At 66.5% G+C, this 12,335-nt stretch carries 10 protein-coding genes; 5 read left to right on the top strand and 5 right to left on the bottom strand.

Going from position 1 to position 12,335, the window contains the following annotated elements:
- Nucleotides 1-42: 42 nt before the first annotated feature.
- The gene (locus ACODTA_RS14485) at nt 43-2,553 is read right to left on the bottom strand and encodes a zinc-dependent metalloprotease (protein ID WP_489066617.1); all 2,511 of its coding nucleotides are present in this window, start codon (nt 2,551-2,553) and stop codon (nt 43-45) included.
- 89 nt (nt 2,554-2,642) lie between these two features.
- Between ACODTA_RS14485 and ACODTA_RS14480 the strand changes: the two genes are divergently transcribed.
- Genes ACODTA_RS14480 through ACODTA_RS14470 form a run of 3 tightly spaced genes read left to right on the top strand, consistent with a single transcriptional unit; the run spans nt 2,643 to nt 4,377 of the window.
- Nucleotides 2,643-3,044: a GFA family protein gene (locus ACODTA_RS14480; protein WP_489066616.1), complete on the top strand. Its 402-nt coding sequence runs from the start codon at nt 2,643-2,645 to the stop codon at nt 3,042-3,044.
- 8 nt (nt 3,045-3,052) lie between these two features.
- Nucleotides 3,053-3,571: a hypothetical protein gene (locus ACODTA_RS14475; protein WP_489066615.1), complete on the top strand. Its 519-nt coding sequence runs from the start codon at nt 3,053-3,055 to the stop codon at nt 3,569-3,571.
- Nucleotides 3,568-4,377, top strand: a complete 810-nt coding sequence (locus tag ACODTA_RS14470) for a hypothetical protein (protein ID WP_489066614.1) — start codon at nt 3,568-3,570, stop codon at nt 4,375-4,377. Before ACODTA_RS14475 ends, ACODTA_RS14470 begins: the two co-directional genes overlap by 4 nt.
- 68 nt (nt 4,378-4,445) lie before the next feature.
- On the opposite strand, the gene ACODTA_RS14465 is transcribed toward ACODTA_RS14470, so the two are convergent.
- Both ACODTA_RS14465 and ACODTA_RS14460 read right to left on the bottom strand, forming a co-directional pair.
- Entirely contained in the window at nt 4,446-5,234 is a 789-nt protein-coding gene (locus tag ACODTA_RS14465; protein ID WP_489066613.1) for an arginyltransferase, read from the bottom strand.
- A gap of 184 nt (nt 5,235-5,418) precedes the next feature.
- A complete protein-coding gene (locus ACODTA_RS14460) occupies nt 5,419-6,669 on the bottom strand; it encodes a threonine ammonia-lyase (protein ID WP_489066612.1) in 1,251 nt (416 codons plus the stop codon).
- Between the two features lie 114 nt (nt 6,670-6,783).
- Between ACODTA_RS14460 and ACODTA_RS14455 the strand changes: the two genes are divergently transcribed.
- Both ACODTA_RS14455 and ACODTA_RS14450 read left to right on the top strand, forming a co-directional pair.
- Nucleotides 6,784-7,650: an NAD(P)-dependent oxidoreductase gene (locus tag ACODTA_RS14455; protein WP_489066611.1), complete on the top strand. Its 867-nt coding sequence runs from the start codon at nt 6,784-6,786 to the stop codon at nt 7,648-7,650.
- Between the two features lie 47 nt (nt 7,651-7,697).
- The gene (locus tag ACODTA_RS14450) at nt 7,698-9,293 is read left to right on the top strand and encodes an amidohydrolase (protein WP_489066788.1); all 1,596 of its coding nucleotides are present in this window, start codon (nt 7,698-7,700) and stop codon (nt 9,291-9,293) included.
- A gap of 264 nt (nt 9,294-9,557) precedes the next feature.
- On the opposite strand, the gene ACODTA_RS14445 is transcribed toward ACODTA_RS14450, so the two are convergent.
- Both ACODTA_RS14445 and ACODTA_RS14440 read right to left on the bottom strand, forming a co-directional pair.
- Nucleotides 9,558-10,178: a thioredoxin family protein gene (locus ACODTA_RS14445; RefSeq protein ID WP_489066610.1), complete on the bottom strand. Its 621-nt coding sequence runs from the start codon at nt 10,176-10,178 to the stop codon at nt 9,558-9,560.
- 59 nt (nt 10,179-10,237) lie between these two features.
- Entirely contained in the window at nt 10,238-12,292 is a 2,055-nt protein-coding gene (locus ACODTA_RS14440; RefSeq protein WP_489066609.1) for a protein-disulfide reductase DsbD family protein, read from the bottom strand.
- Between the last annotated feature and the right edge of the window lie 43 nt (nt 12,293-12,335).

Genomic DNA, 12,335 nt, shown 5'->3' with positions numbered 1-12,335 from the left:
GTCCGGCTCGGCCTTGTACGACCAAATCGTGCCGGCGCAGATTCAGCGTCCCGGCGGCCCCATCCAATCAGTATCCCCGATCGGATCACCCGGCGGGATCGCGGGTGCGCGCGGGCGTTCGGCGACGAGCCGGTCGAGTGCCTCGGGGTCGAGAAGCTGGCGCGAGAGCTGCGCCGCCCAGGCGCGCTCGTCGGCGTCCGCCCTGCTCTGTCCTTTCGCCAGGAACTGCGCGATGCGGTGGACGCGGTCTCCGAGAAGCGACGCCGCCTCGGGCGGGGTATCCGCCCGGCGCGCGGCCTGCGCCATCGTGACGATCGCGCGCGTGGCGAGGCGGCGGCCGAGCGCGTCGCCTCGAAGGTTCAGCGCCTGCGCCTCGATCGCATCGAGCAAATCCGAAACGCCGGGCATGGCGGTATCGGCGGCGTGCTGGATCTCCAGCCGGGCAAGCCGCTTCGATGCGAGCAAGGTGCCGAGCGTCATCGACGCGGCTGTGTCCGCGGCGACCAACGGGTCGAACACCGGGCCGCCCGCCGTGCCGAACAGCTCGATATCGAACTGGCGATTGCTCGTGCCATTGCGCGGCGCTGACAATAGCAGCGATGTCGCGGCGGGCAGGCGCAGCGCCTCGGGTGCGATCGTCCGCAGCACCGCCGTGATCGCCGCACGCTGAACGGCGGCGGGCGCGGGTGCGGCGGTCTCGCGACCGTCGCCCGCCACCGAATAAGCGAAATCGACGCCGCCCACCGCCTTGGCAGCCGCGATCATCTGATAGCGATGGAGCAGATAGATCGGCACGAATCGGCGGCGCAGATTGGCGACGGTTTCGCCGGGCGCGAGGTTGCGCAGCCCGAAATTGTCGATCGCGGCGCGGCGCACGGCCATCATCCGGTCGAGCTCGGCGACGGGATCGGGGCCGTCGTCCCACAGCGCCGCCCAAGGCTGGCCGGTATCGGCGGCGCGCGCATTGTCGTCCTGCACATAGCGCCAGCCGGCGGCGACGATCGCCGCGGCCTTGGCATCGAGTGCGGCTTGGGCGTCCACGCCGGGCACAGGCTCACCATAGAGCCAGTCGACGCTCGCCACGTCCCAGGCACCGATGCCCACGCCATAGGCGTCGGACAGGTCGGGCTTCCCGTCGACCAGGCCGATGCGCGGAGCCGGATAATCCATCACCGATGCGCGATCCTGCGTGCTCGCCGCAAAATTATGCTGGAAGCCGATCGAATGGCCGATCTCATGCGCGCTCAACTGGCGCAATCGGGCGAGTGCGAGCTGTGCCGGATCGTTGGGACCGCCCCGGCCGGTCATCGCCGTGCCCACCAGCCCCTGATAGATCTCGATATCCTGGCGCGCGCGTTCGGAGCCGAGCACGACCATGCCACGCACGATCTCCCCCGTGCGCGGATCGACGATCTGCTGGCCATAGGCCCAGCCGCGCGTCGCGCGATCGACCCAGTTGATCATATTGTAGCGCGCATCGAGCGGGTCAGCGCCTTCTGGCAGCAACCGCACCTCGAACGCGTCGATATAGCCGGCGGCATCGAAAGCCTTGCCCCACCAATTGCCGCCCTCGATCAACGCCGAACGGATCGGCTCCGGAGCGGCGCGATCGACATACCAGATGATCGGCGTCTTGACGCGCGAGCGTGGTGCAGCGGGATCGAGCTTTTCGAGCCGGTAGCGATTGGCATAGTCGCGCACCACGTCCGCACCCAGCGATGCGCCATAATCCACCGCCTGGCTGGAAATGCCGCCGACACGCGGATCGAGCGGGCGCGGCCGGAAACCCGGTGGTGGCAGGGCCATGAAGCTGTGATGGACGCCCAACGTCACCCGGCGCGGATCGGGCGCGATATTCGCCACTTCGTCGCCCGGCTGATCGGAGACGTAGGTCTGGATCGCGTCGATTTCGACATTGCCGGGGAAGACCTTCGTCGAGCCCGCATCGACGGCCGAGAGCGCGGGATCCAGGCGGAAGCCACGCCCCGCGCCCTGCGGGCCGCTGCCGGTGCCGAACACATCGCCCTCCTGCCCCAGCGCGCGCGCGATGCCGAGGATGTCGGCGGCAAGGAACGACGTGATATCGACCGTGATCGCGCCGTCAGCGGCGACATGCGCGATATCCCCCATCCAAACCAGCGACGTCGCGAAATCAGGTGACCGCGCGCCCGGCGCATTGGGCACACGGAAGCGCGGATTCTCGAATTCGATCGCGATCTTCTTGCCGATGCGACGAAAGACCAAAAGCTGTGTGTCACCGATCCGCCCGCGATCGAGCACAGCCGGCGCCGCGCCCAGCCCCGATCGCAACATCGGCGTGTAAAGATAGCGCGCGGCGATGCCGTCCGCTTGCGGTGCAGGCAAGGTGACGAGCACGCGGCCGCCATCGGCATCGACATTGACACGCATCAGCCCCGCACGCGCCACCGTGCCCTTGAAAGCGGCGGGCGCGGCATCGCCGGCGGGTTTCGGCGCACCACCTTGCGCATATGCACCATTTGCCAGCGCAAGCCAGAGCGCGGCCATCGCCGTCGAACGCAACCCATACCCCATTGAAACGCCGCCTCCCCCGTGGAAGATCGGATGATGACGCAGATCGCGTCACGACTCCAGACCGATCGGCGTCGCAACGGGAGAGATCGATGCTTGAGGGCGCGTGCCATTGCGGTGCTGCCGGCTGGACGCTGGAGGGCGATCCCGGGCCCGCCACCGCATGCAATTGCACGCTCTGTCGCCGCTATGGCGCCCTCTGGGCCTATGATTTTGAAGACGAACGGATCCGTATCTTCGGTCAGAGCACCGCCTATCGGCGTCCAGGCAAGGCCGATCCGGCGCTTGAGATCCGTTTCTGCCCGAGCTGTGGTGGCGTGATCTGCTGGCGCGGCCTGCGTCTGGAAGAGGATGGACGGCGCCGCATCGCGGTCAATCTGCGGCTGGCGGCGCCGGATGCGGTCGCCCATCTGCCAATCGACCATTTCGACGGCCTCGACAGCTTCGACGATCTGCCGAATGACGGCAGATGCGTCCGAGATATGTGGTTTTAGGAAACGACATGCGATCCTGGCATTTTCGGATGATCACCGCGCTTTCCCTGGCGACGCCGGTTGCGGCGGGCGCGCAAACGGGCGATGCCCCGCCCGCGCTCGACATACCCGCCAAGGAACTCGGTGACGCGCGCAAATATGTGGTGTTTCACAAGCCGGATGTCACCGCCGAACAAGCGGAGGCCGATCTCGCCTTCTGCTGGCGCTTCCTGGCGCGCGGTGTCCAGCGCCGTGCACCGGGCTTCGTGCCCTGGCGCCAGATCGACGCGCCGCGCGCGGCGCCCTATGACGTCAATCCCTATGGACTCGTCGGCGACGCGATCGGCGCGATCATCGCCGGTCCGCTCGACCGCAGCGTACGCCAGTCGCGGCTCTATCGCTGCATGCTGCCGCGCGGCTATGCGCGTTACCGCACGTCTGAAACGGTCTGGAAGCAGCTCAATTCGGACGATGCCACCCGATCAATCCGCCTGCAGGCGCTGATCGCCGCCGGCCCCACTCCGCCCACGCCGAGGGTCACGCCATGATCGTGCGTTTGTTGATCCTGCCGGTCTGCCTCGCGCTCGGCATCGCCATGCCGGCCTTTGCGAAAACCAACCTCTCCACCGATTTCCGCCAGATCCAGGCGGGAGAGTCGCTCGAACTCAAGCCCGATCGCGCCTATGTGCTGCTGCGGTTCGACACCAGTATCAGCAAATTCTCCGCCGATATCCTGCGCATTCCGGACAAGGCCGAAATCGAGGCCTATGACGCGGCGAAACGGGCCGCTCATGCCAGGGCCGGCGAAAAGGCCGGACCGCTCGAATCCTTCGGCTTCGTCCATGAAGGCCGCCCCAATTTCTACGAATTGACCGCGAAAAAGCCGATCGCTTCGGCCGGCAAGACCGCGACCGTGCTCGCCGAGGTGCCGCCCGGCGACTATATCTTCTATGGAGAGGGGTTCGCGGGCTTCCTCTATCAATGTTTCTGCCTGGGCACCGTCGGTTTCACCGCCGAGGCGGGACGGGTGACCGATCTGGGCACGATGATCGTGGGCCGCGCCGCGGATCCGTCGCCCATTCCCGAATTGGCCGGCGAGGTCGATCAGGGGCCGAGCGCACTGATGGACTATGTGCTCTGGGCGATCGCGTTGCGCCCGCGACGCGCCGGGGAGGATGTGCCCGCTGGACTCGATCCGGCAAGGACACTGCCCGCCCGCTTCCGCGCCATCGGCCCCTTCGTCGATCCCAATACGCTGCTGATCAGCCGGCTCGCCGCCATCCCCGGCGTGCTCGCCTATGATGGCGGCCGGGTGATCGATGTGGCGACGGGGACGGAGGCTCCGCCGAACTGAGATAAATCCGATATCCAGTTGCCGTGATTTCCGAGCCGGCAGGTGAGTCCACCTGCCTCGAAATCACTCTAGCTGAACACGGTCTCGCGTTCGCGCGAGCGGCGTTCGACGAAACCCGGTACCGGCGGCTCGAAGACTTCCCAGCCACCCGGCGTCAGCCGCTCGATCGGACGAAAATTGGTCTTGTACGCCATGCGCTGCGAACCGTGGATCCAGTAGCCCAGATAGACATAGGGCAGGCCCGCACTCGCGGCGCGGCGGATATGGTCGAGGATGATGAAAGTGCCCAGTCCCGGCCGGGTTTCATGCGCGGCGTCGAAGAAGCTGTAGATCATCGAAAGGCCATCGGCCTGCTGGTCGGTCAGGCAGGCGCCGATCAGCCGCCCCGGCCCGCCATCGGCCGCCGGCTCGCGATATTCGATGACGTGGCTGTTGACGGGCGTGTGCTCGACCATGTCGGCATAATCGATCTCGTCCATCTGGGCCATGCCGCCGCCGGGATGACGCGCGCCGAGATAGCGTTGCAGCAGATCGAACTGCTCGCCCGTCGACCATGGCTTGCAGGCGCTGACATGCAGGTCGCCCTGGCGGCGCATCAGCTTGCGATGGCTGGCGCTGGGCACGAAATCGTCGGCGACGACACGCACCGAGACGCAGGCCTGGCAATCAGCGCAGCTTGGCCGATAGGCGACGCCCTGGCTGCGGCGAAAGCCGATGCGACCGAGCGCATCGTTGAGCTCCGCCGCATGCGGCCCGGAAAGCTCGGTGAAAACCTTCCGCTCCACCTTGCCCGGCAGATACGGGCATGGGCTGGGGCTGGTCACGAAAAAACGTGGAAAGCGGAACGGTGCGCTCACCTGAAATTTTCCCCCGAAACCTTTACGAGTGCTTCACCTTGTTTCGAAGTTATGGATTCACAATGCGAGGTTGAAAAGCGCGTTTACCACGAAAGATGCGCCCGCCCCATCAAAGCGGATCGGGATCCGATTCAAAACAGGACAGGGCGATTCAAAACGGGACAAAACCGGCCCGAAAAGTCGATCAGGCCAATTCCACCATGCTTACCGAATAACCACCCTCGCGCAGCGCCGCCATCAACCCGTCGAGATGGGCGGCATCCTTGGTCTCGCATTCGATATCGGTGATCAGGCCCTTGGCGGGCAGCGAGGTGAAGACGCGCTGGTGATAGATCTCGATGATGTTCACCTGCTGCTCGTGGAAGATCTTGGCGACATGGAACAGCGCGCCCGGCCGGTCCTGCAACCGGATGCGCAGCCGCGCCAGCCGGCCGGACCGCGCCAGATCGCGCAACAGCACGTTCGCCAGCAGCCGCGTATCGATATTGCCACCCGACAGCACAATGCCGACATTACGGCCACGGAAGCGCTCGGGATAGCAAAGCAGAGCGGCTAGGCCCGCCGCGCCACCGCCCTCGACCACAGTCTTCTCTATCTGGAGCAGCAGGCTGAGCGCTTCCTCCAGCTTGCGCTCGCTGACCAGCAATACATCATCGACCAGCGCCTCGACGAAACGCGCGGTGAGCTCGCCAGGATATTTGACGGCGATGCCTTCCGCCAGCGTATCGCCCTCGCAGGGCAGCGCCGCATGCTTCACGCGGTTGTACATGCTGGGATAAAGCTCGGCCTGAATGCCGATCAGCGTCAGCTCCGGCTTCAGCGCCCGGGCGGCGACACCCATGCCCGAGATGAGGCCGCCGCCGCCGATCGGGATCGCCAGCGTGTCGATCTCCGGCGCATCTTCCAGCATCTCGAGCGCGACAGTGCCCTGCCCCGCGATGATCGAAGGCATGTCGAACGGATGGACGAAGGAGAGCCCACGTTCAACTTCCAGTTCACGCGCATGCGCATAGGCGGCATCGAAGGTCTCGCCGTGCAGAACCACCGTGGCGCCATGCCCTTCGGTCTGCATCACCTTCACGATCGGCGTCGGCTTGGGCATCACGATGGTGACAGGGATGCCCAATCGGGCGCCATGATAGGCCAGGCCCTGGGCATGATTGCCCGCAGACGCCGCGATCACGCCGTTACGGCGCGCGCCCTCATCGAGCTGAAGCAGGGTGTTGAGCGCGCCGCGCTCCTTATAGGCGGCGGTGAATTGCAGATTCTCGAACTTCAGCCACACGCGCGCGCCGGTCAGATTCGAGAGCGTCTGACTGAACAATGTGGGCGTGCGGACGACCGCGCCGCTAATCCGCTCCGCCGCCGCGCGCACGTCGGGCAGGGTCACGGGCAGGTCTGCCGTGAGATCGGAGGGGATGGGTTCGCTTGCCATGATGGCCGAGGCCCCTAGCCCATCTGGCGCACGCACTCAATTGCCACGACCGAAGCCGCGATCCATCCTGATGATCCACTGGCCCGCACCGGAAACGATGCTATGCAGGCCCGCATGGCGAAGATTGCATTCATCGGCATCGGGGTGATGGGCGGCCCGATGGCGCGGCATCTGGCGAAGGCCGGGCACATACTCACCGTCTACAACCGCACGAGCGCCCGGGCGGACGCCTGGGTCGCAGCCCATGGCGGCACCGCCGCGCCCGATCCGGCCAGTGCGGCGGCGGGCGCCGATGCGGTGATCACCTGCGTCGGCAACGACGACGACCTGGCCGAGGTCACGCTGGGCCGCGAGGGCGCATTCCGCGCGATGCGCAAGGGATCGGTCTTTATCGATCACACCACGGTATCGGCGCGGATCGCGCGCCAGCTTGCCGTCGAGGGCAAGAGCCTGGGGCTGCATATCGTCGACGCTCCGGTCACCGGCGGGCAGGTGGGCGCGGAAAGCGGCACGCTCGCCGTGATGTGTGGCGGATCGGATGCCGCCATGACGGCGGCGGCCCCGCTGCTCGGCGCCTATGCGTCGCGCATCGTCCATGTCGGCCCGGCCGGCGCCGGGCAGACGACCAAGATGGTCAACCAGATCACCTTCGCGGGCATCATCCAGAGCCTCGCCGAAGGGATCAGATTCGCCCAGGCGGCGGGCCTCGATCTCGACAAGGTCTATGAATCGATCTCGGGCGGCGCCGCGTCGAGCTGGCAGATGACCAATCACTGGAAGACGATGGCGCAGGAACAATTCGATTTCGGCCTTGCCGTCGACTGGATGCGCAAGGACCTCGGCCTCGCGCTCGACGAAGCGCGCGCCAACGGATCGGTGCTGCCAGTGGCGGCGCTGGTCGACCAATTCTATGCCGACGTCCAGGCGATGGGCGGCCATCGGCAGGACACGAGCGCCCTGATCCGGAGACTGCCCAAGTGAAACGCCTGCTCCTTCCGCTGCTTGCCCTGATCCTTCCCGCCCCGGCGATGGCGGACGCCCTTATCGACAACGTCAACGGCATCACGCTCGACAAGGACGGGCGCGTCGTCCGCTTCAACGGGCTGGTGGTGACGAACGACGGCAAGGTCGCCAGGCTGCTCGACCGCAAGGACAAGCGCCCCGAGCGCCCCGACTTCAAGACCGACGGCAAGGGCCGCACGCTGATGCCGGGGATCATCGACGCGCACGGCCATGTGATGGGCGTTGGCTTCCAGGAACTGATCCTCGACCTGTCCGATACCCGCTCGCTCGCTGAGGTCCAGGCGAAGATCGCCGCCTATGTGCAGGCCAATCCCAATCGCCGCTGGATCATCGGCCGCGGCTGGAATCAGGAAAGCTGGGGGCTCGGCCGTTTCCCCACCGCCGCCGAGCTGGACGCCGTGGTATCCGACCGGCCGGTCTGGCTGACGCGAGTCGATGGCCATGCCGGCTGGGCCAACAGCGCGGCGATGACCGCCGCAGGGATCACCGCCAAATCGGTCGCACCGACAGGCGGCAAGATCGAGAAAACCGCGACCGGCGCGCCAAGCGGCGTCTTCATCGACGCGGCGATGCCGCTGGTTGAAAAGGTGCTGCCGGTACCGCTGCCGCGCGAACGTGACCTGGCGCTCGTCAAGGCGCAGCAAACGCTGCTCTCATACGGCATCACCACGATCGCCGACATGGGCACCTCGCTCGACGACTGGATGACCTTCCGCCGCGCGGGCGATGCCGGCCGGCTGAACATGCGCATCCTTTCCTATGCCGGGGGCATCGATGCGATGGTGCAGATCGGCGGCCCCGGCCCCACGCCCTGGCTTTACGAGGACCGGCTGAAGCTGGTGGGCGTGAAGCTCTATTCGGACGGCGCGCTGGGATCGCGTGGCGCCTGGCTGAAACAGCCCTATCATGATTCCCCGCGTGAGCGCGGTCTTGGCTTCCTCACAGACGCGCAGTTGCGCAACCTGATGAGCCGCGCGGCGATGGACGGTTTCCAGGTCGCGGTCCATGCCATTGGCGATCAGGCCAATGCCCAGTTGCTCGACGCGATCGACGAACTCGTCCAGAGCTATCCGGGCGATCGCCGCTGGCGGATCGAGCATGCGCAGATCATCGATCCCGTCGATCTGCCGCGCCTGGGCAAGAACGGCATCATTGCCTCCATGCAGCCGGTGCACCAGACGTCGGACCGGCTGATGGCCGAAGCGCGGCTCGGCCCGAACCGGCTGGCTGGCGCCTATGCCTGGCAGACGATCCTCAAGGACGGCGGCAAGCTCGCCTTCGGATCGGATACGCCGGTCGAGAGCCCCGACCCCTTCGCCGGCATCGCCGCCGCCTTCACCCGCGAGGATGCCAAGGGCGAACCGTTCGGCGGCTGGCGCCCGGAAGACCGGGTCAGCCGCGAACAGGCGTTGGCGGGCTTCACAAGCTGGGGCGCCTATGCTGGCTTCGCCGAGGATCGGCTGGGCCGGCTGGAGCCGGGCATGCGCGCCGACTTCATCCTGATCGATCAGGATCCGCTGATGGCGACGCCACAGGAAATCCGCGCGACCAAGGTGCTGGAAACCTGGGTCAACGGCCGGCCGGTCTGGACGCGGAAGTGACGGGCTGGCTGCGGCCCCAAACCACGCTGACCCGCACCGTCATGCCAGCCCTTCGACGCCGCCTGCGGCGTTGCTCAGGATAAACTTCGCCTTCGGCGGGGGCTGGCATGACGCGAGGGGTTCGTTTTTCGGGCGAAACCTCGCCGTCGCTCCAGCGAAAGCTGGCGCCCATCCGGTGCGCCCAACCTTACCTAGGCTGGAATATCCCATGGGCCCCGGCTTTCGCTGGGGCGACATCGGAGAGAGGTTAGCGCGAAGCGCTCTTCAACTCACGCCTTCATATTTGACCGAGCAGCCATAGGGCCGCGCTTCCTTCACCGACACCGGCTTGCCCGCCTTCATTTCGCCGAGCGCCGCGAGCACATGGTTGCGCGCAGTGGCGATGTCCGCTTTGTTCGCGGTCGGCTTGTCGTCGATGCCGCCTTGATAGACCAGGGTGCCGTCTGGTGAGATCACATACATGTGCGGCGTCGTCTTGGCGCCATAGCCCTTGCCGACCACACCCTTTGGATCGAGCAGATAATGGCTGGACTTCGCGCCCTGCGCCGCGACCAGCTTCTGCGCTTCGGGGCCACTCATCGCCCCCTGTTTACCCGGCGCGCCCGAATTGATCGTCAGCCACACCGCGCCCTGCGCGCGCGCCGCCGCCTGGGTCTTCTGCATATTGCCGCTGTCATAATGTTTCTGGACGAAGGGGCAGCCCGGATTGTGCCATTCGAGCACCACGGTCTTGCCCGCGAATTGCGAAAGCTCGACCACCTTGCCGCTCGCGTCGTTCAGACGGAAATTGCCGGCCTTCGCGCCGGTGGTCTGTTCCGCAAGCAGAGGCGCCGCAACCGCGACCGCCGCCGCAACCGTACCGCCGATCCAGTAACGCAGTGTCATGTTCAGGGTCCTCCTAACCGATCAGTCAGCGCCCGCCGCTCGATGAGACGGTTCCCAACCTAGCCCGCGAGCGCGGTCAGAGTCGATGGCGTGAGCACCTGCGGCAAGATCTGCGGCGCGGCACCCGGCCGATAGAAGAGATAAAGCGGCACGCCCGAACGGCCATGGCTCTCGATGAAGCGGCCGATGGCCGGATCGCCATCGGTCCAGTCGCCGACAAGCACCGCCACCTGTTTCGCCTTGAAGGCATCCGCCACTTCCGTGCGCTCGATTGCCCCCTTTTCATTGACCTTGCAGGTCAGGCACCAATCAGCGGTGAAATAAACGAAGACCGAACGCCCTTCCTTCTGAAGCGCGGCCAGCCGCGCCTCGCTGAACGGTTCGGCGGCCAGGATGCCCCCGGCCTCGGCGGTCGATGCCTGGGCCGGCTGCCGAGGCAGCACGACGATCAGCGCGATGGCGACGGCGAGAGCGGGCGCGAGCGCGAGCCAGCCTGGCCTGCCGGCGGATTGGCGGCGACCGATCCACCACAGCGCGACGGCGAGCGCCAGTGCGGCGGCGAGCCCCATCGTCATTCCGTCGACACCCGCCTGACGCCCAAGGATCCAGGCGAGCCCAAGCGCGGTCAGGAACATGGGGATGGAAAGCACGCGGCGGAACGTTTCCATCCAGCCGCCCGGCCTTGGCAACCGCCGCCGCAGCGCCGGAACAAAGCCAAGCAACAGGAATGGCAGCGCGAGCCCGATGCCGAGCCCGGCGAAGATGGTGAGCGCGGCGGCTGTTGGCAGCACAAGCGCCGCGCCCAGCGCGGCGCCCATGAAGGGGCCGGTGCACGGCGTTGCGATGAAAGCGGCTAATGCCCCGGTCCAGAATGCCCCGCCGGCGCCGCCGGTCGACGCCAGTGCGCCACCGACACCGATCGAGCCGATCTCGAACAACCCCGCCAGATTGAGCGCGATCGCACTGACCAGCAGCAGCAGCACGAGGATGACACGCGGATCCTGGAGCTGAAACGCCCAGCCAGCAGCCGCACCCGCCGCACGCAGGCCAAGCAACGCCGCGCCCAGAGCGACGCACACCAGCACGACACCCGCCGTATAGGCCATGGCCTCGCGACGCGCGCTGCGTTCGTCCTCACCCGATCTGGCCAGGCTCAATGCCTTGAGGCTCAATATGGGAAAGACGCAGGGCATGATATTGAGCAGCAGACCGCCGAGCAGCGCCAATCCGAAGGACGCGGCGATGGTGCCGGCAAGGCCGCCGGTGCCCTCCACGCCGCCATCCGAGCCGAGCAATGCGCCGCCCGCCGCGACCGCGCCCGGCGCGGCCTTGAACGAAAGCCCTGTATCGCGATCAAGCGCCAACACGCCCTCCACCGCCTGGAGCGATGCGGCGGAGCCGGGCGCCTTGACCTCGATGGTCAGCAGATCGCCATCGCGGCGCACCGTCTGCGGCGCTGCATATTCGATGGCACCATCGGTCAGCGGAAAGAAATACGCCTCACGTACCGTGGCGCTGGCCGGCAGCGGCACGCCGATCCGGAACACGCCATCCTTCACCTGGAAGCGGGCATCCCTGCCCAGCGGGCGCGGCAACGCCCCGCGCCAGCGATCGAACTGCGCCTTGCGCGCACCATCGATCGCGCCGTCACCCACGATCAAGTCGATCGCGAAGCTGCCGCTTTCTGGCACGCAAATCTCTTCGGTGCAGGCGAGCCAGTCGACGGCAAGACGGATCGGCAGCTTCGTCCCCGGTGCAAGGCCGGCTGGAATGTCGAGCGCGATCAGATGCGCGTAATCGCCTTCATAGACATAGTTCATCAACCCGCCGATCAGCAGGCGATGCGGCACCGGGAATTGCGCCTCTCCAGCCTTGGCCCCGGCGGGCAACGTCCATTTGAACACGGGGCCGACACCGGCATCGCCGGGATTGGCCCAATAACCGTGCCAGCCTTTCTCCGGAGACATGGCCAGCGCCAGCATCACCGTGCGGCCGGCGGCGGGTGCGTCGCTTTCGGCGATCAGCCGGGGCGCGATATGAGTGGGCGCACGCTGTGCCATCGCCGGCGTGGCGATCAGCGCGAAGATCAGCAGAACAAATCTGAGCAAGGGCATAGACGTCTTCATTCGGTCGCACGAACGCTATAGGGGTCGGCCC

It is taken from the genome of Sphingomonas sp. FG14, assembly GCF_057809675.1.
This window is presented reverse-complemented; position numbering and strand designations above follow the sequence as displayed.